Annotated in this window: 21 protein-coding genes and 1 riboswitch; of the genes, 4 read left to right on the top strand and 17 right to left on the bottom strand. The window is 60.5% G+C overall.

Features of this window, described 5'->3' with window-relative positions:
* The first annotated feature begins 74 nt into the window (after positions 1 to 74).
* Positions 75 to 3,077, top strand: a complete 3,003-nt coding sequence (locus tag VF285_RS03615; protein ID WP_346951258.1) for an MHYT domain-containing protein — start codon at positions 75 to 77, stop codon at positions 3,075 to 3,077.
* Positions 3,074 to 4,102, top strand: a complete 1,029-nt coding sequence (locus VF285_RS03610; protein WP_346951257.1) for a two-component system response regulator — start codon at positions 3,074 to 3,076, stop codon at positions 4,100 to 4,102. The genes VF285_RS03615 and VF285_RS03610 overlap by 4 nt, the downstream gene beginning before the upstream one ends.
* On the opposite strand, the gene VF285_RS03605 is transcribed toward VF285_RS03610, so the two are convergent.
* Positions 4,089 to 4,565 carry an Lrp/AsnC family transcriptional regulator gene (locus tag VF285_RS03605; RefSeq protein WP_346951256.1) on the bottom strand — a complete coding sequence of 159 codons (477 nt, stop codon included), beginning with the start codon at positions 4,563 to 4,565 and terminating at the stop codon, positions 4,089 to 4,091. The two genes, VF285_RS03610 and VF285_RS03605, sit on opposite strands and share 14 nt — an antisense overlap.
* 198 nt (positions 4,566 to 4,763) lie before the next feature.
* On the opposite strand from VF285_RS03605, the gene glmS reads away from it, so the two are divergent.
* Positions 4,764 to 6,596, top strand: coding sequence for a glutamine--fructose-6-phosphate transaminase (isomerizing) (glmS, locus tag VF285_RS03600; protein ID WP_346951255.1), 1,833 nt, complete (start codon positions 4,764 to 4,766; stop codon positions 6,594 to 6,596).
* 49 nt (positions 6,597 to 6,645) lie between these two features.
* Here glmS and VF285_RS03595 read toward each other — a convergent pair whose 3' ends face one another.
* The 11 genes from VF285_RS03595 to VF285_RS03545 all read right to left on the bottom strand — a co-directional run bounded on the left by VF285_RS03595 (position 6,646) and on the right by VF285_RS03545 (position 16,302).
* Positions 6,646 to 7,122: a cytochrome c gene (locus VF285_RS03595; protein ID WP_346951254.1), complete on the bottom strand. Its 477-nt coding sequence runs from the start codon at positions 7,120 to 7,122 to the stop codon at positions 6,646 to 6,648.
* 174 nt (positions 7,123 to 7,296) lie between these two features.
* Entirely contained in the window at positions 7,297 to 8,079 is a 783-nt protein-coding gene (locus tag VF285_RS03590) for a 3-oxoacyl-ACP reductase (protein ID WP_346951253.1), read from the bottom strand.
* A 45-nt stretch (positions 8,080 to 8,124) separates the two neighbouring features.
* Positions 8,125 to 8,223: riboswitch (TPP riboswitch) on the bottom strand.
* 152 nt (positions 8,224 to 8,375) lie between these two features.
* Entirely contained in the window at positions 8,376 to 9,020 is a 645-nt protein-coding gene (maiA, locus tag VF285_RS03585; protein WP_346951252.1) for a maleylacetoacetate isomerase, read from the bottom strand.
* A 4-nt stretch (positions 9,021 to 9,024) separates the two neighbouring features.
* Complete coding sequence (locus VF285_RS03580; protein WP_346951251.1) at positions 9,025 to 10,044, bottom strand: fumarylacetoacetate hydrolase family protein; 1,020 nt, start codon at positions 10,042 to 10,044, stop codon at positions 9,025 to 9,027.
* Between the two features lie 105 nt (positions 10,045 to 10,149).
* Entirely contained in the window at positions 10,150 to 10,875 is a 726-nt protein-coding gene (locus VF285_RS03575; protein WP_346951250.1) for an SDR family NAD(P)-dependent oxidoreductase, read from the bottom strand.
* A gap of 11 nt (positions 10,876 to 10,886) precedes the next feature.
* Entirely contained in the window at positions 10,887 to 11,639 is a 753-nt protein-coding gene (locus VF285_RS03570) for an SDR family NAD(P)-dependent oxidoreductase (protein WP_346951249.1), read from the bottom strand.
* Positions 11,640 to 11,659: 20 nt separating this feature from the next.
* On the bottom strand, positions 11,660 to 12,379 hold the full coding sequence (locus tag VF285_RS03565; protein WP_346951248.1) for an ABC transporter ATP-binding protein: 720 nt from the start codon (positions 12,377 to 12,379) through the stop codon (positions 11,660 to 11,662).
* Positions 12,372 to 13,151, bottom strand: a complete 780-nt coding sequence (locus tag VF285_RS03560; protein ID WP_346951247.1) for an ABC transporter ATP-binding protein — start codon at positions 13,149 to 13,151, stop codon at positions 12,372 to 12,374. The genes VF285_RS03565 and VF285_RS03560 overlap by 8 nt, the downstream gene beginning before the upstream one ends.
* Complete coding sequence (locus VF285_RS03555) at positions 13,148 to 14,116, bottom strand: branched-chain amino acid ABC transporter permease (protein ID WP_346951246.1); 969 nt, start codon at positions 14,114 to 14,116, stop codon at positions 13,148 to 13,150. Before VF285_RS03555 ends, VF285_RS03560 begins: the two co-directional genes overlap by 4 nt.
* On the bottom strand, positions 14,113 to 15,015 hold the full coding sequence (locus tag VF285_RS03550) for a branched-chain amino acid ABC transporter permease (RefSeq protein ID WP_346951245.1): 903 nt from the start codon (positions 15,013 to 15,015) through the stop codon (positions 14,113 to 14,115). Before VF285_RS03550 ends, VF285_RS03555 begins: the two co-directional genes overlap by 4 nt.
* 66 nt (positions 15,016 to 15,081) lie before the next feature.
* Positions 15,082 to 16,302, bottom strand: a complete 1,221-nt coding sequence (locus tag VF285_RS03545; RefSeq protein WP_346951244.1) for an ABC transporter substrate-binding protein — start codon at positions 16,300 to 16,302, stop codon at positions 15,082 to 15,084.
* A 253-nt stretch (positions 16,303 to 16,555) separates the two neighbouring features.
* On the opposite strand from VF285_RS03545, the gene VF285_RS03540 reads away from it, so the two are divergent.
* Positions 16,556 to 17,305 carry a GntR family transcriptional regulator gene (locus VF285_RS03540; protein ID WP_346951243.1) on the top strand — a complete coding sequence of 250 codons (750 nt, stop codon included), beginning with the start codon at positions 16,556 to 16,558 and terminating at the stop codon, positions 17,303 to 17,305.
* Positions 17,306 to 17,360: 55 nt separating this feature from the next.
* On the opposite strand, the gene VF285_RS03535 is transcribed toward VF285_RS03540, so the two are convergent.
* The 5 genes from VF285_RS03535 to hmgA all read right to left on the bottom strand — a co-directional run bounded on the left by VF285_RS03535 (position 17,361) and on the right by hmgA (position 22,390).
* The gene (locus tag VF285_RS03535) at positions 17,361 to 17,915 is read right to left on the bottom strand and encodes a nuclear transport factor 2 family protein (protein WP_346951242.1); all 555 of its coding nucleotides are present in this window, start codon (positions 17,913 to 17,915) and stop codon (positions 17,361 to 17,363) included.
* Between the two features lie 82 nt (positions 17,916 to 17,997).
* Entirely contained in the window at positions 17,998 to 19,422 is a 1,425-nt protein-coding gene (locus tag VF285_RS03530; protein ID WP_346951241.1) for an FAD-dependent oxidoreductase, read from the bottom strand.
* A 90-nt stretch (positions 19,423 to 19,512) separates the two neighbouring features.
* Positions 19,513 to 20,322 (bottom strand): SDR family oxidoreductase, encoded by an 810-nt coding sequence (locus VF285_RS03525; RefSeq protein WP_346951240.1) that lies wholly within the window; start codon positions 20,320 to 20,322, stop codon positions 19,513 to 19,515.
* A 61-nt stretch (positions 20,323 to 20,383) separates the two neighbouring features.
* Positions 20,384 to 20,788 (bottom strand): nuclear transport factor 2 family protein, encoded by a 405-nt coding sequence (locus VF285_RS03520; protein ID WP_346951239.1) that lies wholly within the window; start codon positions 20,786 to 20,788, stop codon positions 20,384 to 20,386.
* Between the two features lie 297 nt (positions 20,789 to 21,085).
* Positions 21,086 to 22,390: a homogentisate 1,2-dioxygenase gene (gene hmgA, locus VF285_RS03515; protein ID WP_346951238.1), complete on the bottom strand. Its 1,305-nt coding sequence runs from the start codon at positions 22,388 to 22,390 to the stop codon at positions 21,086 to 21,088.
* Positions 22,391 to 22,410: the final 20 nt, after the last annotated feature.

The raw sequence follows: 22,410 nt of genomic DNA, 5'->3' as shown, positions 1-22,410 counted from the left end.
CATCTGCTTCCAACGGCCGATAACTGTTGTGGCGCTTTTGAGCATTCTTTTCCAATTCCAGGTTCAATGACCGGATGACCCTCCATCATTTTTTTCTCAGTCCGACGGACGGTACGAGCTTCGTGCAGGGCAGCTATCAGCCTGAGCTCGTGTTTCTGTCGGTGTTCGTGGCGGTCGTGTTGTCGCTCATGGCGCTGCAGACGGCACACGTCGCGCGGGGCGCCGCGAGCATCCTGCATCGGCGCATTGCCATCGTGACTGGCTCCGTTGCATTGGGGGCAGGCATCTGGACCATGCATTTCATCGGGATGCTGGCCTTCAAGCTGCCCGCGCCGGTGCATTACGACATGACGCTCACCCTGCTGTCTCTGATCCCCGGGTGGGTAGGTGCGTTGGCAGCGCTGGTCCTGCTGTCGCTGCGTCAGTTTTCTGTTCGGCAGCTGGGAGTGGCCGGAGTGCTGCTCGGGGCCGGGATCGGTGCCATGCATTACACGGGCATGATGGCCATGCGTACCCCGCTGCTCATGCGCTATGAGCCAGGAACCTTCGGGCTGTCCATCGTCGTAGCGGTTGTGCTGGCCATGCTGGCGCTCTGGATCTATTTTGGGCTCAGGGCCTTGAACGGCCGGGTACGCTTCTGGGCAAGCGGGGTGGTCATGGGGGTGGCTATCGCTGGCATGCACTACACCGGGATGGCGGCCGTCCGGTTCCTAGGGACGCCGGGGCCGGGTGCGGATTTCATCCATTTGGGCGCTTCGTACGTGGCCCTGGCCTTGTCTTCGCTGACGCTGACGATTGCCATCGTCGTGGCGGCGCTGAACGGCCTTGTGCGCTCCCGGGCGCTTTTTCGCGAGGCCGAGAATGCCAAGTCGCGCCTGCAGGCGATCTTTGATACGGCGGTCGATGCCATTATCACTATCGATCCCTATGGCGTCGTGCAAGAGTTCAGCCATTCCGCTGAACGGCTCTTTGGCTACGATGCCGTTGAGGTGATCGGGCGCAATATCAAGATTCTCATGCCCGAACCGTTTCGGTCGGCGCATGACGGCTATCTGAAGGCGTATCGCGACACGCAGGTGCCACATATCATTGGGCGTGGGCGCGAGGTGGTGGCGCAGCACAAGGATGGCCGCAAATTCCCGATCCGGTTGGCGGTGGGCCGGGTGGATCTGCCTGGAGGGCAACGGCTTTTCGTCGGGCTGATTGCCGACATCAGTGAACGCAAGGCGCTTGAGGCGTCGCTGCGCGAATCGGTGCAGCAAGCTGAGGCGGCTGCTGAGACCAAGAGTCGCTTTCTGGCCAACATGAGCCACGAGATTCGCACCCCTATGAATTCCATCATCGGGTTCACGGATCTGCTACTGCGGACCAACTTGGCCACAGCGCAGCGTATGCATTTGAATACGATCCGGCAATCCTCGAGGTCGCTCTTGCACCTGATCAACGACATTTTGGACACCACCAAGATGGACAGCGGGCGCCTTGAACTGGAAGAGGGAATTTTCTCTCTCAAGGCATTGGCCTTTCAGATCGAGTCGTCCTTGCGCCTGGGGGCAGAGGCCAAGGGTCTGTCGCTGCGAACGCATTACCCGTCGGCCATGCCCGAGTATTTTCGGGGAGATCAGTTGCGGGTCCTGCAGATTCTGACGAATCTTGTGGGCAACGCCATCAAGTTCACAGAGTCCGGCTCGATTCATGTGGATTTTGCGTTGGAGTCCGGGGCCGTGCACATCGAGGTGCGCGATACTGGCATCGGAATGACGGTCGATCAGGTTCGGACGATTTTCGAACCCTTCACGCAAGCCGATGCTTCCATCAGCCGGCGGTTCGGCGGGACGGGTCTGGGGACGACCATCGCACGCCAGTTGGTGGAGGTCATGAAGGGCCGCATCGAGGTAGAAAGTGCACCAGGCGAGGGCAGCGTGTTTCATGTGTGGCTGCCCCTGGCCTCCTCCGAGGCACCGGCGGAAGATGAGCCGACAGTTCTGGCCGACCACCCGGCAGGAGACCTTCCCTCATTGAGCATCCTGATCGCAGACGATGTACCGCAGAACCTGGAGCTCTTGCGCTTGGTACTGGAAAGGCACGGTCACCGTGTCGTCAGTGCGGTCGACGGCGCCCAGGCATTCGAGAAATACCAGCAAGGCCATTTCGATGTGGTGTTGATGGACGTTCATATGCCGGGGACGGACGGCCGCGAGGCGACCCGGCTGATTCGCCAATTCGAGCGCGCCGAGGGGCAGGCTCGAACCCCTGTCATCGCGCTGACGGCCAGCGTGATGGCGGATGATCGGCGGGATGCCCGTCAGGCGGGAATGGATGGCTTCGCCGTCAAACCTCTTGAAGTCCCCAGGCTGCTGGAGGAGATTTCGCGGATGCTCACGGATTGTCGTGGCGCCACGGTCGTGAGCGCCGTGCGGGCGGCTCCGCTGAAGCCCTTGCTAGTCGATTGGGACCGGGGCATTGCCTTGTGGGGGTCGCGTGCCGCGCTGGCTCCCCGGATCCTGGGCTTCCTGGACGAGTGGGTCGATCGCTATCCGTTGCCGGATGATGCGGATGCGAAGGTGGACGGCGAGGCGCTGCAGTTCAGCTTGCATGGCATTCGAGGGGCGTCGGGCAATCTTTCCCTGATGGCCGTCTCGGTTGTGGCGGCGACGCTGGAAGCTTTGTGTCGCGAGGGTCGTGTGCAAGAGGCGGCAAGGCGCGTTCCAGAGCTTGTCGCCAGTCTGTCTGCTGTACGGACGGAAGTGCTGCGGGCTCGAGAAGATACGGGGGCCGTTGGCGGGGCTCAGGCAGCTGGATTCGACGGCGGTGGGCGGCGAGAAAGTGCCGTATTGCGTCAGGCAGCAACCCGGCTTCTGGCCGTGGTGGCCTCCAATGAACTGGACGATGACTTGCTCGCCCGCGTAATGGCCGATCTGACGGCGTGTGGCCAACGAGAGCGGGCGCAAGCGTTGCAGCGGGCGCTGGATTTGTTCGATTTTGCGCGCGCTGGCCTGCTATTGCAGGAGGTGTTGGAATCCCTTGGAGGGGACCTGGCCGAGGCCGTTTCAAACGGTGTACAGGAGGCGCCATGAAACAAGACCGTGATATGCGGCGTGTATTGCTTCTGGTCGACGATGAGCCGGCCAATCTGCAGGTGTTGCGGCATACGTTGCAGGCGCAGTATCGGCTCCTGTTCGCCCGGGATGGTCAGACGGCTCTGGCTCTGGCTCAGAAAGATCGCCCGGATCTGATTCTGCTGGACATCATGATGCCGCAGATGTCCGGCCATGAAGTCTGTGCAGCGCTCAAGGCAGACCCTGGGCTGCGCAGCATTCCGGTGATTTTCGTCACGGCCTTGAGCGACGCCAGCGACGAGTACCGCGGGCTGGAACTGGGGGCGGTGGATTACATTGCCAAGCCCTTTAGCCCCGCTATCGTGCAGGCCCGAGTCCGTACGCATCTGTCTTTGGTGCAGACCCAGGAACTGATGGATACCCGTTTTCAGATCATCCAGTGTCTGGGTGCTGCAGCGGAGTATCGTGACAATGAAACAGGGATGCATACTGTGCGCATCAGTCATTTTGCGCGCCGCCTGGCCAAGGAGATCGGGTACGGAGATGAAGCGGCTGACATGCTGCAGCACGCGTCACCCATGCACGATATTGGAAAAATCGGCATTCCAGACGCCATCTTGCTTAAGCCCGGAGAATTGGATGCGGATGAATGGGCGGTCATGCGCCAGCATCCGGCGATTGGAGCACGCATTCTGGGAAACCACCCGTCTGGTCTGTTGCACATGGCGGCCACGATTGCGCTCTGCCATCACGAGAAGTGGGATGGAAGCGGGTACCCCCAGGGCCTCGCGGGCGAGGATATTCCCCAAGAGGCGCGCATCGTGGCGCTAGTCGACGTGTTCGACGCTCTGACCAGCGTGCGGCCTTACAAGCCGGCCTGGCCGGTAGAGCAGGCGCTGACCTATATCCGTGAGCAGAGTGGCAGGCACTTTGATCCGGCCCTGGTAGACGCCCTGATGGGGTGCATGCCGGATATCCTGCAGATCCGGGCGCGGTGGGCGGATGACGGTACGCCGGCGCGCGCCCTGGTCATGGACGCGTGAGGGGGCGCAGTAGCGGGATCTGAGTCGAGAACTTGCTGCGGGCCGTGGCGAAGAAGCTGCGCACGTTGCGAATGCGTGAGTCGCGCGTGAGGCAGCGCTGCACCAGCGCTTGATAGGCTGGCATATCGGCCACCAGCGCCACCAGGATGAAGTCTGGGCCGCTGCTCACGCGGTAACACTGCTGGATTTCGGGCTCAGCGGTGAACCGCGCCTCGAGCGCGTCGGCAGCCTCGGCGGCCTGAGTGTCCAGCGTGACCTCGATCAGCGCCGTGAGCGTGGCTCCCATGAGAACCGGGTCCAGGATAGCCACCTGCTGGCGGATGAATCCGGCCTTGCGCAGTTGGCGCACGCGCCGCAGACAAGTGGGAGGGGAGCTGTGCACGCGTTCGGCCAGCGCCTGATTGCTAAGGGAGCAATCGCGCTGCAGCTGCTCGAGAATACGCAGGTCCAGGTCGTCTGGCATGAGTGTGTCCAGGTCGTAATAGATGTGAATGGGCTGGAACGTTTGACTTTATATTTTATTTCTAATCATTGTGTGAAATATAAATTCACTTATTTTAAGGTGAGAATTTATATTTCATATTTTAGTATAAAAAGAAATCAAATTTCTTTCGATTGCCGCCACAATAGCGCCATTCATTCAATTCAGGAGCCCCTCCATATGTGTGGCATCGTAGGCGCCGTCGCGCAACAGAACGTCGTTCCCGTCCTGCTCGAAGGCCTGCGCCGGCTGGAATATCGTGGCTATGATTCGTGCGGCGTGGCCGTGCACAATGGCACCGGGCTGCAACGCGTGCGCAGCACCCGTCGCGTGGCGGAACTCGCGGCGCAGGCTGAGCAGGACGGCATCCAGGGATTGACGGGCATCGCCCATACGCGTTGGGCCACCCACGGTGCTCCCCTCACGCACAATGCGCACCCGCATTTTTCGGGGCTGGATCCCAACGCGCCGCGTATTGCGCTGGTCCACAACGGCATCATTGAAAACCACGATGTACTTCGCGAGGAACTCAAGGCGGCCGGGTACGCTTTCACCAGCCAGACCGATACCGAGGTCATCGCCCACCTGGTCGATCACCTGTACGACGGCGATTTGCTGGCCGCCGTGCAACAGGCCATTCGCCGCCTGGAAGGCGCGTACGCCATTGCCGTGTTTTGTGCGGCCGAGCCGCACCGTGTCGTCGGTGCCCGTCAGGGGTCGCCGCTGGTAGTGGGCTGCGGTACCGAAGGCAATTATCTGGCTTCTGATGCACTGGCGCTGGCAGGTACCACGGATCAGATCATCTACCTGGAAGACGGCGACGTGGTCGACCTGCAACTGGCTCGCGTGTGGATCAGCGACGCTCAGGGCCGCGCGGTAGATCGCGAGGTGCACACGGTGCAGATTCACACGGGCGAGGCCGAACTGGGCCCCTATCGCCACTACATGCAAAAAGAGATTTTTGAACAGCCGCGTGCGGTAGGCGACACCTTGCGTGGCATCGACTCCGTCATGCCGGAACTCTTTGGCGACAAGGCACACGCCGTGTTCAAGAGCGTGGACAAGGTGCTGATCCTGGCCTGCGGCACCAGTTATTACGCGGGGCTCACAGCACGCTACTGGATCGAATCCCTGGCCGGCATTCCCGTCAACGTCGAGATCGCCAGCGAGTACCGCTACCGCACCAGCGTGCCCGATCCCAAGACGTTGGTGGTGACGATTTCGCAGTCGGGCGAGACCGCCGACACGCTGGCAGCGCTCAAACACGCGCGTGGTCTGGGCATGCCGCACACGCTGACCATTTGCAACGTGGCGACCAGCGCCATGGTGCGTGAATGCGAGCTGTCTTTCATCACGCGAGCTGGAGTGGAAATCGGCGTGGCCTCGACCAAGGCCTTTACGACCCAGCTCACCGCCCTGTATTTGCTCACGCTGTGTCTGGCGCAAGAGCATGGCCGCCTTGATGCCGCTGCCGAAGAACAGGCGCTGAAATCCTTGCGCCACCTGCCTGCGGCGATTTCAGCGGTGCTGGCCCTGGAGCCCCAGATCATCGCCTGGGCCGAGCGCTTTGCCAGCAAGGAAAATGCTTTGTTCCTGGGCCGTGGCATGCATTACCCGATCGCGCTCGAAGGCGCGTTGAAACTCAAGGAAATCAGCTATATCCATGCCGAGGCTTACCCGGCCGGCGAGCTCAAGCACGGACCCTTGGCCCTGGTCACGGACGCCATGCCGGTCATCACCATTGCGCCGCACGACGAGCTGTTGGAAAAACTCAAATCCAACATGCAGGAAGTGCGCGCGCGGGGTGGTGAGCTCTATGTGTTTGCCGATGCCGATTCGCAGATCACTCCAGCTCCTGGCATGCACGTGCTCCGGATGCCCGAACATTACGGCAAGCTTTCGCCCATCCTGCACGTGGTGCCCTTGCAGCTGCTGGCCTACCACACGGCGTGCGCGCGGGGCACCGACGTAGACAAGCCGCGCAATCTGGCCAAGAGCGTGACGGTGGAATGAAATACAGCCGCCATGCTGCGGGCGGGCATGGCGGCTGCAGGTTGCGGGCTCAGCTTCTGGGTCGAAGCGCAGTGACCTGCTCGGGGGTAATGTGTTTGCCGTTGTTGCCCCACGAAGAGCGTTCGTAGTTGATGAGGTTCGCGATGTCTGTGTCACTGAGCCCGCTCCCCATGGGCGGCATGAAGCCGTTGTATTCCGTGCCATTGACGGTAATGTGACCGTTCACGCCGAACAGCACGGTCTTGATTTGCTGGGTGGGGTCCGGGTTGAGCACGACCGGGTTGCCTTGGAGCGGCGGGAAGGAGCCCGGGACACCCGTCCCGGCTTCGCCGTGGCAGGCCATGCAGGTGTTTTCATAGAGTGATTGCCCGAGCGCCGAACTATATTGGTAGGCAGGTGTCGAGTTCGCTGCAACGATAGGTTCCGCCTGGCGCGCCGCGGCGGTTGGTGCGATATCCTGGCCCTGTGCGTTGACCGCCACCAAAGAAAAAATTGCTGCGACGATCAACGGATAAGCGCGAGCCATGATTCTCTCCTGAGTTTTTGGTGGTTGGCTGAGGGTCACCGCAAAGGGTTACCTCAACCCCGCTCACGATACATCAACCGAAGAGCTTTCTGTGCGCCCCGAGTCGTGCACGCCTGAAGTTCGTCGCCATCAAAAATGAGTGCCCCAGGCATGTAATGCTCCAGCGAAACCTGCTCAATTGTGCACCAGGCCCCCATCGACCACCAGATTCTGGCCCGTCACCGAGCGCGACCAGGGTGATGCGAAGAACAGCAGGGCGTCAGCGAATTCAGCCGGAGTGGTGACGCGGCGCAGCGGTGTGCTGCCTGCGATAAGCTCGAACACCGCCTCCGGTGTGGCCGCTGACGCATCGGTGGTGCGCAGCAGCCCCCCTGAAACCATGTTCACCGTGACGCCGTCGGGTCCGAGGTCGTGCGATAGTGTGCGTGTGAAGGCCAGCAGGGCCGCCTTGGCCGCGGTGTAGTCGTGGTAAGGCACGACGGGGTTCTGGAAGAGATTGGTCCCCACGTTGATTACCCGGCCAAAGCCCTGGCGCCGCATTCCTGGCAGCGTTGCCTGCACGGTGTTGAGCGCGCCACGCAAGGTGCCTTCCATCTGCTGGCTGAGGTTTTCCCATGTAAGTGCGTCAGCATGGGGGCGCTGGTCACCGTTGAACTGAAAATCAGTCAAGGCGTTGTTGACCAGGGTGGTGACCGGCATCCCGAAGCGTTCTTCTGCCGCAACCACCATCGCTCGCACCGCAGCCGCGTCGCGTACGTCGGCTGATACGGCGCACGTGCGCTCAGGCGCTTGCGCGGCCAGTGCCGCAGCCGGTTTGGCGCTATGGAAATAATTGATCACTACGCGTGCGCCTTCGCGCAGGAAAGCGCGCGTGATGTGCGCCCCCAGCCCGCGTGCACCGCCGGTCACGAGGACCACTTGTTCGTTCAGGGGTAAAGCGTGTTTGGTGTCGGCCATGGCGTCTCTCGAGTGTCAGGCGAAAGACCCCGCGGCGGCCCTGTGTGGCCGCGTTGCGAACATCCCTCCGCCAGTGTGAACTGAATCAGGTTCTACGGGTGTCATCTCAGCCCCGACTTTGTCAGGACACCCCGTGTCGCTCGGAGAAATTTAGCACTTTTGGCGCACGGGAGTGCGCCTGGGCGAATTCCATCTCGTGGGAGAGGCAGGGCTCCCGATGCCGGGTAGTACGTGGCGATAGGGCGTCGCCGAGGCACCAATAGGCGCCTTATCGAGATTAGATAGCTGGCGAGGCCCTACTCCGCATCCACCTGGACTTCAGGCCGTGCCGCCTGAAAAGCCGACAGCGTATTGCAGTGTGCGTCGATGCGCTGGATCGTGGGCCAGCGGGTCAGGTCCATTTCGTAGCGACGGGCGTTGTAGACCTGGGGGATCAGGCAGCAGTCGGCGAGGGTGGGCGTATCACCGTAGCAGCACAGACCTGTGTCGCTGGATTGCAGGCTGGATTCCAACGCGTCGAAACCCACTTCGATCCAGTGGCGATACCAGGTATCGCGGATCGGTTTTTCGACTTTCATTTCGTGCGCGAGCCACCGCAGTACCCGCAAGTTGTTCAAGGGGTGGATGTCGCAGGCCACCTGCAGTGCCAGTGCACGTGCGCGGGCACGTGCTCGCGGATCATGGGGCAGAAGGCTGCGCGGTCCGTGGGTTTCGTCCAGGTATTCGATGATGGCCAGCGATTGCGTCAGAATCTTGCCGTCTTCTTCCAGAGACGGCACCAGCCCTTCGGGGTTCAGACGCAGATAGTCGGCCGAGTGCTGCTCGCCGCCGTTTTTCAGCAGGTGGATGGGCACCAGCGTGAAATCCAGCCCCTTGAGGGCCAGTGCGATGCGTACGCGATAGGCAGCCGAGCTGCGGAAATAAGAATAGAGCTTGAGCATGGCCTTATGCCTCGCTGCGCCGGGTCACGGTCTGGTCGATGGTGCCAAAGATGTCGTGGCCGTGGGCGTCTTCCATGTGGATGCGCACTTGATCACCGAAACGCATGAAGGGGGTGATGGGTTTGCCGGTTTCGATGGTTTCGTACATGCGAACTTCAGCGATGCAGCAATAGCCCACGCCGCCGTTGCGGATGCTGGACCCGTTGAGCCCTCCCTGTTTGTTCGAGATCGTGCCTGAGCCAATGATGGTGCCGGCTTCCAGGTCGCGCGTGCGCGCGGCGTGGGCGATGAGTTCGCCAAAGTGAAAGGTCATGTCCTGACCTGCGTTGGGGCGTCCGAACGGCTGGCCATTCAGGTCCACCTGCATGGGCAAGTGCACCTTGCCGTCGCGCCATGCGTTTCCCAGTTCGTCGGGGGTGATGGCGACGGGAGAAAATGCGCTGGCCGGCTTGGACTGAAAGAAGCCGAACCCCTTGGCGAGTTCGCCAGGGATCAGGCCGCGTAGCGAGACGTCGTTGACCAGCATGATCAGGCGGATTTTTTCAAGGGCATCTGCGGCTGAAATCCCCGTTGGGACGTCGTCGGTCACTACGGTGACCTCGGCCTCCATGTCGATGCCCCAGTCTTCGCTGTCGGCGATGATGGGGTCTCGAGGTCCGATGAAAGAATCGGAGCCCCCCTGGTACATCAGCGGGTCGCTGAAAAAAGATTCTGGCACCTGGCTGTGGCGGGCGCGCCGGACCAGTTCGACGTGGTTCAGATAGGCCGAGCCGTCAGCCCACTGGTAGGCGCGGGGCAGGGGCGCATGGCAGCTGTTCGCGTCGAAAGGGCGGGCGTCTGCAGCTTTGCCTGCGTTCAGCTCTGCATAGACCGCCTGGAGCGTGGGCTGGCTGGAGTCCCAGTCGTCGAGCGCGGCTTGCAGGGTGGGCGCAATGTGCGGCACCGCCACACAGCGCGAGAGATCGCGTGACACCACGACCAAGGTGCCGTCACGACTGTTGTTCTTGAGGGTGGCGAGTTTCATGGATGATGGATTCCACAGCTTTGAGAGTTGCAAATTCTCTTGTTGGGTTGAACCAAGGTGATTACGTCAGTGTATCCGGGTGGTTGTCGGGGCACTGGTGCTGGTTCACGACCCTGACCCACCCAGTGATTTTCCGCCGTCCACGAAGAGTACTTGGCCGGTGATGAAGGACATGCCGGGAGCTACCAGGAAGGACACCGCGTTAGCAATGTCGTCAGGCGTCCCCGCCTTTCCGGTAGGCTGTAGTGCCAGCTGTGCAGCCAATCGTTCGGGTGTCAGCGCCCGCAGCATGGGGGTATCGATCAGGCCGGGAGCGATGGCGTTGACCAGTATCCCTTTGCTGGCGAGCTCCATGGCGCTGGCACGGGTATAGCCGACCAGCGCGGCTTTCGAGGCCACGTAGTGTGCATGATGGCGGGCACCCAGATACGCGCGCGAGGCGATGTTGACGATCTTGGCCCCTGAACTCATGCGCTTCGCCGCGTGCTGGGTGAGCGATGCGGCAGCGATCAGATTGACTTCGTACACGCGCCTGAAGTCGTCCGGGGTCAGCGCAAAGAAGTCACGTTCGTCGAACAGCCCCGCACTGTTCACCAGCGCAGAAAGAGGGGGCAGGTTGTCGAGCATCTGCGTGATTGCTGCGTCGTCGGCCAGGTCCACGACGCGCGTCTGGATGGTGATTCCCGATGGCTTCAAGCCTTCTGCCAGGGCAAGCAGTGGCCCTTCTGCGCGGTCGACTGCAAACACGGTGAATCCGTCCTGTGCGAGACGCTGAACGATGACTTTTCCCATGCCCCCTGCGGCACCGGTGACTAATGCGACTGCATTCATTTTTATTTACCTTATGCTGACAGGAAACCACCGTCCACCGGCAGTGTGACGCCTGTGACGTAGCTGGCCATGTCTGAGGCCAGAAATACGATGGGCCCGACGATTTCTTCGGGTTCTCCGCCACGCCCCATGGGGGCTCGCTTCATGAACCAGTCGGTGCCGCCGGGTGTTGCCAATTGCGGCTTGACCATGTCCGTGAGCATGAGCCCAGGGGCGACCGCATTGGCCCGGACCCCATAAGGCGCCAGATCGCGGGCCAGTGCCTGAGTGAGTGAGCGCACCGCCCCTTTGGCTGCGATGTAAGCCGCGGTGGAGGGGCCACTGACGAAGGCGACGATGGATGACAGGCTGATGATGCTGCCGTGGGTGGACTTGAGCTGCTCCGTAAAGGCCTGTGTGACGTTGAAGATGCCTTCGAGGTTGACAGAAATGATCCGATCCCAGACTTCCGTGACCTGCGGTTCGTCGAAGCGGGCTTTGCCTGAAATTCCTGCGTTGTTGACCAGGATGTCGATGGGGCCATGGCGCTGTTGCGTGGACTGCGCCCACGCGCGCACGGCCTCTCGGTCCGTCACGTCGATCGCCTCGCCCCATGCCTGGCCGCCGGCGTCGCAGATGCCCTGGGCAAGCGCCTTTGCGCCAGCTTCGTCCAGGTCGGCTGCGATGACGCGGGCTCCTTGTGCCGCAAAGCCTCGCGCAGTGGCGGCTCCCAGGCCTCCCGATGCGCCGGTGACGAGTGCCAGCTTGTTGTCTAGTAGTTTCATGCTGCGTTCCTTGGATGATTTCAAGCGCCCAGATAGGCGCGTTGCACTGCCTCGTCGTTCTTGAGGTCTGCGCTCCGCCCCTGGAGGGCGATTTCTCCATTTTCGAGAATGTAGGCGTGGGTCGAGACTGAAAGCGCCAGTTCGGCGTTTTGTTCGACGAGCAGGATGGTGATGCCCTGCTCTCGGTTCAGGGTGCGCACGGTATCGAAGATTTGCTCCACGACGAGTGGCGCGAGGCCCATCGAAGGTTCGTCCATCAGGATCATGCGTGGCCTGGCCATCATGGCGCGTGCCGTCGCGAGCATCTGCTGCTCGCCTCCCGAAAGAGTGGAAGCCTTTTGCGCGATCCGTTCCCGCAGTCGCGGGAAAAGGTCGCACATGGCGTCCAGGTCGCGGGCCACTGCTGCCCTGTCTTTGCGGGTGTAGGCCCCCATTTCCAGGTTTTCACGCACGCTCATGTCGCGAAAGATTTCGCGGCCTTCGGGAACTTGGATGATGCCCTGCTGGACAATATGGTCTGCCGACATTCGGTGAATGGGGCGGCCCTCTAACCGCACTGTGCCATGTGTCGCGCGTACCAGCCCGGAAATCACATTCAGCGTGGTGGACTTTCCTGCGCCGTTGGCACCCAGCAATGCCACGATTTCTCCTTGAGGGATGGCCAGGGAGACCTCGTGCAACGCTGCGATGTTGCCGTACGAGGCCGAGATGTCCTCGACGGACAAGAAGGCTTCACTCATGATGAGCCTCCTGGGATGAGCCCTTACCCAAATAGGCCTCTATGACTTTGGCGTCGTTGCGGATTTCCGCCGGCGTACCTTCGGCGATCTTGTGCCCGAACGACATGACGGTGATGCGATGAGAAATGGACATGACGAGTTGCATGACATGCTCGACCAGCAAGACGGTCAGTCCCTCTGCGGCTGAGAGCTCCGACAGGATCTTGTCCAGGTTGTTGATCTCGCGATTGCGCAGCCCGGCAGCCGGCTCGTCGAGCAGCAGCAGTCGGGGCTTGATGGCCAGTGCCCGGGCCAGCTCCAGCATTTTCTGGCGGCCGAAGTCCAGGCTGCTGGCCTTGTGATCCAGAAAGTCGATCAGTCCGACCCGCTCCAACAAGTGGTGCACGTGGTCGCGGTGTTCTGCATTCGGGCGGCGCAGGATCTGGCCCAGGCGACGGGCGCCGTACGAGTAGGTGCCCAGCAGTGCGTTTTCTTCCACCGTGAGTTCGTTGAAGAGCTCCAGGTTCTGGAAGGTGCGCGCAACGCCCAGGCTGGCCATGTGCGAGGCCTTGTGGTGAGTGATGTCTTCTCCCGCCAGGGTGATGGTGCCCCCCGTGGGGTTGTAGTAGCGCGAGATGCAGTTGAAGGTGGTGGACTTGCCGGCGCCGTTCGGGCCGATCAGCGCATGGATGCGGCCTTGTTCGACCTGGAAGGACAAGTCGTCCACGGCGGTGAGGCCACCGAACTGCACGGTGAGCCCGGCGATGGATAACAGGGGAGCCTGTGCGTTCACGGCTGGCCTCCTGAGGTGGATTCGGTTTTGCTATGGGGGCGCGCCGAGGCAATGAGCCTGCGGCCGCTGAAAAGCCCTCGAGGAGCGAACATCATGAAGCCGATCAGGATCAGGCCGTAGATGATTTCCTGGAAGGACGGAAATTGGCGCAGCAGCTCGGAGAGGACCCCGAAGATGATGGCGCCGACTACAGCGCCGCGCACCGAGCCTATGCCCCCTACGACAATCATGATCAGAATCAGGATAGTGGTCCAGAAGCCCAGGCTTTCCGGGTGGATGAATGAAGCGAAGGTGGTGTAGAGGCCGCCCGCCATGCCGGCAAACGCAGCCGACAGCATGAAGGCCACCCGCTTTGTGAGGTTCACATTCACGCCCATGGCTTCTGCCGCAACTTCACTCTCGCGCACGGCCCGGAAGGCCGAACCCAGCTGCGAACGCGAAAGCCAGACCGCCAGGCCCAGCAATGTGGCCGCGCCGATCACGACGAAGGGGTAGGCCTTCAGGTCGGAAGTGAGCTGGAATCCGAAAAATTGCGCGGGCGATATCTGCAGTCCGTTGGAGCCGTTGGTGACGTCGTTCCAGTTCAGGAATACCCACTGCATGGCTTCACCAAAGGCGAAGGTGGACAGGGCCAGGTAGATGTCGCGCATGCGGATGGCCAGGGCACCCAGCAGGTAACCGACGATGGCCGATAGGATCCCGGCGGCAATCACGGAGAACACAAAGTTCAGGTGCAGTGCGTTGTTGAGAATGCCGGCGGTGTAGATGCCGATTCCGTAGAAGGCAGCATGCGCCAGCGCGAACTGGCCTGTCTCGCCGATCACGATGTGCAGGCCCAGCGCCAGCACGACGTAGATCATCAGCAGGTTGGCGATGTAGATGATGTAGCCGGTGGCGGTGAAGGGCAGGATGACCAGCACCACCACCGCCACGAACAGAGCCCAGATATCGAGGTTATTTTTCATACCTTTTTCACTTGTACTTTTCCGCCCAGGATCCCCTGGGGACGGACGATGAGCACGATCAGGATGGCGAGAAAGGGTGCCACCACGATGGCGTTGGTGGAGACGAACAACCCTACGAGGTTTTCGGCTACGCCGATGACGAAGCCGCCGATGATGGCGCCCGGGATGCTGGTGATGCCGCCGATGATGGCAGCTGCAAAGGCCAGGATTGCGATGTGTCCGATGTCGGGCGTGATGAGGATCTTGGGGGTGATGAGGATGGCCGACACGGCAGAGATCAGCCCGGCCAGCGCCCAGACCGCCATGCGGATGCGCACCAGGCTCACGCCCACGATCTGTGCGGCCTTGGGGTTCATGCCCACGGCCCGCATGGCCTTGCCGATGCGCGTATGGTTGAACAGCGCGTAGAGCCCGATCATGACGACTACGGCAGTGGAGAGGATCAGCAGATCAAGGCGGGTGAGCACGGCCTCGCCGATGATGACCGTATCTGGCGGGATGATGGCGGGCAGCGACCGGGGAGCGTCGCCCAGCCCGGTCTGGCGCACGGCGCCTTTCAGTACGTAGGACAGCCCCAGCGTCGCGATGACCAGTTGCACCCCGACTCCTCGAGCCTTGATGACCCGCTCCATGACGATCCGCTGGAAGAACGCGCAGATGAGGGCTACGACCACGAGCGTGACCGGGATCACAATGGCGTAGTGCCAATGCAGAACCAGGATCAGGAAGAGTGCCACGTAGCCGCCCACCATGAAGATTTCGCCTTGGGCGAAGTTGGGAACGTCCGTGGCCTTGAATACGATGACGACGGCGACTGCCAGCAGTGCGTAGACGCTGCCTGTCACAAGGCCGGACAGAATCCCTTGCTGCAGGAACAGCCAGATGTCTGAAAAACTCATGAAATGCTCCGTGGGTGCCCGTCTTCCGATGAAGACTGGGCACCCGTCAGGGGTCGACTGACAGACTTACTTGCCGGTGTAGGTCCAGTCACTCTTGAACGAACCCGGGATGAGTTCCTTGTTTGTGCCATCGAACTTCATGTAGATGGCGGCCTTCTGTCCCGCGTGATCCGTGGGTGTGAACTCGATCGGGCCCGCCATGACGCCGGTGTCCAGCTTCATGTGTTCCAGTGCCGCCAGTACTTTTTCACGTGTGGGCTGTGGGCCGGCATCCTTCAGTGCTTGCACGACCGTCATGGCCGACGGAATGCCATAGGGCATGTAGCTTTGCGGATAGCCCGGCTTGGCAGCCAGATCCGGGTAGTACTGCTTGTACATGTCGTACACCCATTTCATCTTGGGAGAATCCGGCAGGCCGGCCACCACGTCCTGGATGTAGAAGTTCTTCAGGGCTGCCGGGCCACCGACGTTTTCCACCAGCTGCTTGAGGTCGGCCGTACCGTTGACCGCCAGCACGATGGGCTTGGTCCAGCCCAGTTCGTGAGCCTTCTTGATGATCAGGGCTGCAGGACGGGCGTATGTGGTGAGCAGCAGCACGTCGGGATTGGCGGCACGTACCTTCAGCATGGGTGCCGTGACATCGTTGATGTTGGGGCTGATGGATTGCACGGTCAGGGAAGTACCTGGGTGTTGCTTGGCCTGGAATTCGGCAGCTGTCAGATTCCAGGTGCCATAGGCATCGTCGTGGTTGATGTAGCCGATCTTCTTTGCCTTGAGGTGATCCACTGCGAATTCGACCATGGAACCGCCTACGGCATGCTGCGAAATCGAAAACGCCCCGTAGATGTATTTTGATGGCGGGTACAGAGCGCCATCCCCTGATGCATTCAGCATGATGAACGGTACCTTGGACCGCTCTACAAATTCTTTGGCGGCCACCACGGCAGCCGAGCATGAGCCTCCGTTGAGCAGGAAGACGTGGTCCTGTTCGACCAGCTTCTTGACGGCAGCGACCAAGTCGTTGGCATTGCAGCGGGTGTCCTCGACCACAAGCTCGATCTTGCGGCCGTTGATGCCACCTTCTTTGTTGATCTTGTCGTAATACATCTTGGCTGCATTGACGACGTCATAACCGTAGGCCATGCCGGCACCGGACAAAGGTGAGAAGAGGCCGATCTTGATCGTGTTGTCTGTGATGCCTGGTTCTGCTGCCTGTACCGCTTGGCCTAGGCTCAGGCTCGTCATGGCCAGGCATAAGGCGATTTTCCTGATTGCGTGAAGTTTCATGTTGACTCCTGGTTGAACTGATCCTGACTCGGGTTTTCGTAGAGGTTTCTGGGTTGCGGTGGATTTTGGCGATGTTGGAACCTGTTGTGGCGTGCCGGGATCCACTCAGGTATACATGGTGTAGCCGCTAAGGTTGCAGCCCTGCCTGGTTCACGAGAGCTATCATTGCAGTGATTTCGCTCCAGGAAGAGGGGTCATTATGCATACATGGAGTATCCTGGGTTACTGGTATTTCCCCTAATCGTGGGCGTTTTTGAGCATTTCAGCTTTCATTTTTGAGTTACATGTATACAATAACAAGATGAATACAACATTGGCTGATCACGTGACGCAGACGTTGCGTGAGTGGGTGCTGCAAGGTGTGTTGGCGCCCGGAGAGCGTTTGGAAGAGATCCCTCTGGCTGAAAAGCTGGGCGTGTCGCGCACGCCCATTCGTGCCGCCCTGGCCAATCTGGGCCACGAAGGGTTGCTGGAACACCAGGCCAAGCGGGGTTACAGCGTTCGGGTTTATCAATATGAAGATATCGTGGGCGCCTATGAGGTGCGGGCCGTCCTCGAGGGGCTCGCCTGTCGCCGTGCCGCCCAGATTGGGCTGTCCAGCCTGGCAGTCAGCAAGTTGAAGGCCTGTCTCGCGCGGGGAGATGCAATTTTGGCTAAAGGCCAGCTCTTGCCAGAGGACCATCATCCCTACCAGGAGATGAACGTAGAGCTGCATGAGACATTGCTGGCAGCGGCAGGAAACTCGTGGGTGAAACGGTTCACGACCCAGGCCCAGACCGCTCCATTTGCCTCGGATCGGATCATGCTGTGGGACGACCACCGCGTCATTGATCGATCGCACAATGACCATCATCGGATCGTGGCGGCGGTGATGGCGCGCGATGCGGCCCGGGCCGAGCAGCTCATGCGTGAGCACATCTACTTTGCTGGTGTCTTGCTGAAGGAAAACTATGAGCGTTTGAGCGCCCGGGTTTCGCCGAGCCACTTCGCCGAAAGAAATTGAAAGCTGCCGTGCCGTGCCTGGTGTGGGCCGAGCTGCAGCGTGAAGATCCGGATTATCAGGCAAGCAAGGCATAGAGCGGGTCGTCGTGGTTGCGGGTCGAAAGCTGCATGTCGCCTGCGAAGGGTGATTGTGCCGGTGACTCTTCGAGTAGCAAAGAGTCGTACGCTACGACGCGGTGCGCGATCTTCCACTGACCATTGCGTTTTTCGAACCGGTCCAGATATCGACATCGCACTTGTGTCTGCTGCCCGCTGTTACCGACGGTGAGGCCCACGTCCGATAGGGACGACGCGCCGTCAGCTTTCAGCCGCTGGTAGGTCACGCAGTATGTTTCGACCAGAGCGATGCGGTCAGAGCGCCAGTCGATGACGCAGTTGCCTAGAAAGTGCATCGACTGTGCTACTCCCTCGTGGCGTCTCACCATCCATCCGATCAACCCGTCGATGTTGCCGTTGTAGGGGCCGTGATGATCTTCAGCGTCGGCATGGTAGGCTTCTCGTACGCGCTCGAAATCGCGCCGGTCTACCCCTCGGCAGTATTGCTGGAGCGTATTCTTGATGTCACGCTCTGCACGCAGCTGCTCCATGAAAGAGCTTGTGGTGTCGCTCATGGTCTTGCCTCTCAGATGAAAGGAGGGAACCCGCTCTGTGGCAGATCATTCGACGATCGGCCCAAGGGCGGGGTGGCAACGGTCAGTGAGCGCGTGCAGCTGCGTCTGCCGCCGCACTCATGCCTGCGATGCGTCCCATGGTGATGGCGTTGGCCACCGAGTTGCCGCCACCGACATAGCGGTTGCCCAGAACACCGCCGCCTGCCTCGCCTGCGGCGTAGAGCCCTGCAATGACGGACCCTGAAGCGTTGCGCACGCGCGCTTCGTTGTCGATGACCAGCCCTGTGTGGGTGCAGACCAGTTCGGCAGGCCCCGTCCGGGCTGCATAGAATGGCGCCTGCGCAATCGGATCCAGTGGCTTGTCGTCCCCCTTGTTGTGCATGGTGGCCTGCCGCAGGAAGTCGGGGTCCGTCCCGTGAGGTAATTGCTCGTTCCAGCGTTTGATTGACGCCATGAGCCGGTCGGCAGGAACATGCATCTTGGACGCCAGCTCTTCGAGCGTCGGGGCACTGAGCATGGCGCCGCTGTGGGCGTCGTCTTTGACGCGCTGGGCTGTCCAGTGGGCGTATCCAGGGGGAAGCGCCAGGCGTGCTTTTTCGTCAAACACATTCCATACGCTGTTGCCGTTGTCACGGACGATGCCTGGCGAGACTGCGTAGGGGATGTCTTCGTTCATGAATCGGTCGCCCTCGCGGTTGATGTAGATCCGCGATCGTGGCGGGAATCCCGATTGCCAGTGATGCAGGCGTTGCAGGTAGGAGGTCACCATCAGCAGGCCCCAGCCATGCCCGGTGAGCGCGGCCTGGGCTGACTCGGCAAATCGAATGTGGTCACCCCGGCTGCCAGGCGCTGCCACGATGAACAGATCCTCGCCCGCCTCCAGCGTTTCTGGATAATAGAGCTTGCGCAGATAGTCGTTGTGGGCAAACCCTCCACTGGCTACGACGACGGCTGAAGTCTCAATTTCTTCACCACCGATCTTGATGCCTGCTACGTGTCCGTCTCGTACGACCAGGTCGTCGACGCGGTTGTCCAGGAGCAGGTCAATGCCCTTTGCCAGCCGGTGCTGATTGAGCACGCTGACGATGCCGTATCCCTGGTCTCTAGGAACATGCCCGCGCCAGATGGCTTCCACCCCGGCCTGCATCAGGCCCCCTTCGTGTGCGTTTGTGGAGAGCTTCGATGGGAAGTCCACGCCCAGTTTGATCAGCCATTCGAGTGCTGGTCCGGCGGACTCGCAGAAGGTTTTGATCAACCCTGGGCGCAGGCGCCACTGGTTCAGATCCATGTAATGCTGGAAGAATTGTGCGGGTGAGTCCTGGATACCCAGCGCCCGCTGCACGCTGGTGTCGGCCGCTGTGAACATCCCGGCCGAGAGCTGCGTCGAGCCGCCAATTTCCTTCTCGGCTTCCAGTATCAGCACCTTGGCGCCGTGCTCTGCTGCGGATACGGCAGCTGAGAGGCCGGCACCACCAGCGCCGATGACAATGACGTCCCAATCACTCATAGCGTGTCTCCTTTGGATCGAGTGCTTGCTTCGTAGCGGGCGCTCCGATACGTGCAGGTGTCGATAACGGGCGGTTGCAACGAACGGGGGTCAGCCATGACGGGATCCTCCATCCACACCCAGCGTTTGTCCTGAGACATAGGCGGCTGCATCCGATACGAGGAACAGTAGAGCGTTGAGGACGTCGGTGGGCTCACCGATCCTGCCCAAGGGAATCGTGGACAGCGCCTTGTCCATGGCCCCAGGGATCTCTCGGACCCAGTTCGTCATCTCGGTGTCGATGAATCCGGGGGCCAGAGCGTTGACTCGGATGCCTTGCCCACCCAGTTCGACGGCCAGAGATTGTGTGAGATTGTGCACGGCCGCCTTCGTGGCTGAATAGACGGCACGGCCACGGCGGACTCGAAAGGCGGCCACCGATGCCATGTTGATGATGACCCCGCCATGTTTCATCTGCTCGGCAGCTGCCTGAGCGCCGAAGAAGACACCGTTTACGTTGATCTGGAAGGTCTGCGTGATTTGTTTGGTGTCGACGCTGGGGACGTCGGTTTGCGGGAAGATGCCTGCGTTGTTGACCCAGATGTCCAGGCGTCCGAATTGCTGCACGGCCAGCGCAGCGATCTTCTGTATGTCGCTACGCGATGAAACATCGCATGGCAGGCCTTCGAAGCTGCCGTGGTGTGTGGATAATCCGGTCTGATGAGCTTCTCTGACGGTGTTCTGTAGCGTGGCTTCGTCGATATCGACGCCCAGGACGTGGACTCCTTGACGTGCAAGCCCCGCTGCAAAGCAGGCGCCCATGCCGCGTGCAGCGCCTGTGACAACGGCAACCCGTCCGGAGAGCTCCGGATAATGGGGGGTGCAGGACGGGCTGCCCTGAAGGTCGGAATGATCGGTCACTTTTCACCTGTGAGAATTGATGAATGAAAATTGGGTTCTGGTCGGACGGCGGAGTCAGGCTTCAGTAGAGGACGTCCCTACGGGCAACGCGCCATTCTCCGTCCTGGTTCAGAAGCCGGTCAGCAATGGTGACCAGCCGCAGGATGCGTACGCCGGGATCAGTGCCCCGAGCGGCTGTGATCATTAGATAAGCCCGCGTGCGCGCTGACTGCTCATCGGCCTGTTCTATCCAGAGGTCCTGTACCAGGTGCCGCTGTGTTTCACCAGCCTTCCGTGCGCCTTCCTGATACTGTTTTGCAATATTGACCAGGTTCTCTCGACCGACTGCAGCAGCACCATAGGTAGGGGAATGGAACTCGCCGCTGGGTGTGAAAGTATCCGCCCAGTCTTCGTGGTTGCCCATATCGATCAGGTGCGCTTGCCTTGCATAAAAATTACGCAGTGCTTCTTGAATTGTTGTATACATGAATGGCATGCAATCGGTTAATTCCGGTCAATTTAGCATTTATGCTCTAATTATGAATACACTATGTATTCATACATACTGGTATTTCCCCTAATTTTCACGGTTAAGGCACAGAATGGTGCAACTCCCCGTTTTTTTGTATACAATCGTCCAGGGGAGTAGAGAACCAGTTGGAGCAGGGCCTTCGCTGACGAATCCAGCGGGATCATGTGCCAAGGGTGGCAGTGGCCAAAGCCGGGGTGTGCGCGAAAAATGGGGCGAGCAGCACTCGCCCAGGACGGCTTGGTGCCGTGTGGCTTAGCGCTTGTTGGGATCGAAGTGCTTCTTCAGTCCTTGCCAGCACCGGTAGTATTCGTGCTGCCGCTGCTTGGATTCCAGGGCGAAGCGTGTGGGGTGGATGACGGCAGGTGTTTCGAACATGATGGCCATGGTGTCGGTGACGTAGTCGGCCTTGGTCGTGTCGGAGTGGCTGGCTTTTTCGAAGGTCTCGGCGTCGGGCCCGTGGCCGGTCATGCAGTTGTGGAGTGAGGCCCCACCAGGTAGAAAGCCTTCGGCCTTGGCGTCGTAGGCTCCATGTACCAGCCCCATGAATTCGCTAGCGATATTGCGGTGGAACCATGGTGGGCGGAAGGTATCCTGCATAGCCAGCACGCGGGGTGCAAAGATGGCAAAGTCGATGGTGTCCACCCCGGGTATCGCGCTGGGGGCGTGCAGCACCAGGAAGATCGATGGATCGGGGTGGTCATGGCTGATCGAGCCTATGGCGCAGAAGCGCCGCAGGTCGTACTTGTAGGGGACGTGGGTGCCATGCCAGGCCACGACGTCCAATGGTGAGTGCTTGATGCCGGCGGTCCAGAAGTGTCCCTGGAATTTTGCCAACAACTCAAAATCGCCTTCTTTGTCTTCATAGGTTGCTACGGGAGTCAGGAAATCCCTGGCGTTGGCCAGGCCGTTGGAGCCTATGACCCCGAGGTCTGGCAGCTTTAAGTGCTCGCCGTAGTTTTCGCAGACATAGCCCCGTGCGGCACCGTCGGGTAGCCTGACCTGGAACCGTATTCCTCTCGGAATGACGGCAATTTCTTGTGGCTCGACCTCGAGAGTGCCGAGCTCGGTGGCCAGTACCAGTCTGCCCTGTTGCGGCACGATGAGCAGTTCGCCGTCTGCGTTGTAGAAATAACGGCTCTGCATGGAGCGGTTTGCCGTGTAGATATGGATGCCGCAGCCCGCGTTGCCCCCCATGGTGACCATGCCGTCGATGAAGTCGGCCGCAACTTGTGTATCGGGCAGAGGAAGTGGATCCCAGCGCAGTTGGTCGGGCGGGGTCGGGACCTCGTCAAAGTGGCTCAGCCAGCGTGCGCCGGCTGGGCTGGCTTCGAAAGGTTGATGCATGGCCGCAGGGCGAATGCGGTAGAGCCATGAGCGACGGTTGAGGTGTCGTGGCTGGGTGAAGGCAGTGCCTGAGAGTTGTTCCGCATAGAGTCCGTAGGGTGCCTTCTGGGGGTTGTTGCGTCCGACAGGTAGGGCGCCTGGCAGGCATTCCGTGGCAAATTCGTTACCGAAGCCGCTCATGTACTGGAGCGGCAAAGAGAGGTCGTGAGACATAGCGTTCCGGCAAATGTTAT

The sequence above is a fragment of the Castellaniella sp. genome (genome assembly GCF_036379515.1).
GTDB lineage: Bacteria > Pseudomonadota > Gammaproteobacteria > Burkholderiales > Burkholderiaceae_B > Castellaniella.
This window is presented reverse-complemented; position numbering and strand designations above follow the sequence as displayed.

What these genes read in the sequence shown, in the direction of transcription:
- VF285_RS03615 (WP_346951258.1), top strand. Translation starts at nt 75, where the DNA reads ATGACCCTCCATCATTTTTTTCTCAGTCCGACGGACGGTACGAGCTTC.
- VF285_RS03610 (WP_346951257.1), top strand. Translation starts at nt 3,074, where the DNA reads ATGAAACAAGACCGTGATATGCGGCGTGTATTGCTTCTGGTCGACGAT.
- VF285_RS03605 (WP_346951256.1), bottom strand. Translation starts at nt 4,565, where the DNA reads ATGCCAGACGACCTGGACCTGCGTATTCTCGAGCAGCTGCAGCGCGAT.
- glmS (WP_346951255.1), top strand. Translation starts at nt 4,764, where the DNA reads ATGTGTGGCATCGTAGGCGCCGTCGCGCAACAGAACGTCGTTCCCGTC.
- VF285_RS03595 (WP_346951254.1), bottom strand. Translation starts at nt 7,122, where the DNA reads ATGGCTCGCGCTTATCCGTTGATCGTCGCAGCAATTTTTTCTTTGGTG.
- VF285_RS03590 (WP_346951253.1), bottom strand. Translation starts at nt 8,079, where the DNA reads ATGGCCGACACCAAACACGCTTTACCCCTGAACGAACAAGTGGTCCTC.
- maiA (WP_346951252.1), bottom strand. Translation starts at nt 9,020, where the DNA reads ATGCTCAAGCTCTATTCTTATTTCCGCAGCTCGGCTGCCTATCGCGTA.
- VF285_RS03580 (WP_346951251.1), bottom strand. Translation starts at nt 10,044, where the DNA reads ATGAAACTCGCCACCCTCAAGAACAACAGTCGTGACGGCACCTTGGTC.
- VF285_RS03575 (WP_346951250.1), bottom strand. Translation starts at nt 10,875, where the DNA reads ATGAATGCAGTCGCATTAGTCACCGGTGCCGCAGGGGGCATGGGAAAA.
- VF285_RS03570 (WP_346951249.1), bottom strand. Translation starts at nt 11,639, where the DNA reads ATGAAACTACTAGACAACAAGCTGGCACTCGTCACCGGCGCATCGGGA.
- VF285_RS03565 (WP_346951248.1), bottom strand. Translation starts at nt 12,379, where the DNA reads ATGAGTGAAGCCTTCTTGTCCGTCGAGGACATCTCGGCCTCGTACGGC.
- VF285_RS03555 (WP_346951246.1), bottom strand. Translation starts at nt 14,116, where the DNA reads ATGAAAAATAACCTCGATATCTGGGCTCTGTTCGTGGCGGTGGTGGTG.
- VF285_RS03550 (WP_346951245.1), bottom strand. Translation starts at nt 15,015, where the DNA reads ATGAGTTTTTCAGACATCTGGCTGTTCCTGCAGCAAGGGATTCTGTCC.
- VF285_RS03545 (WP_346951244.1), bottom strand. Translation starts at nt 16,302, where the DNA reads ATGAAACTTCACGCAATCAGGAAAATCGCCTTATGCCTGGCCATGACG.
- VF285_RS03535 (WP_346951242.1), bottom strand. Translation starts at nt 17,915, where the DNA reads ATGAGCGACACCACAAGCTCTTTCATGGAGCAGCTGCGTGCAGAGCGT.
- VF285_RS03530 (WP_346951241.1), bottom strand. Translation starts at nt 19,422, where the DNA reads ATGAGTGATTGGGACGTCATTGTCATCGGCGCTGGTGGTGCCGGCCTC.
- VF285_RS03520 (WP_346951239.1), bottom strand. Translation starts at nt 20,788, where the DNA reads ATGTATACAACAATTCAAGAAGCACTGCGTAATTTTTATGCAAGGCAA.
- hmgA (WP_346951238.1), bottom strand. Translation starts at nt 22,390, where the DNA reads ATGTCTCACGACCTCTCTTTGCCGCTCCAGTACATGAGCGGCTTCGGT.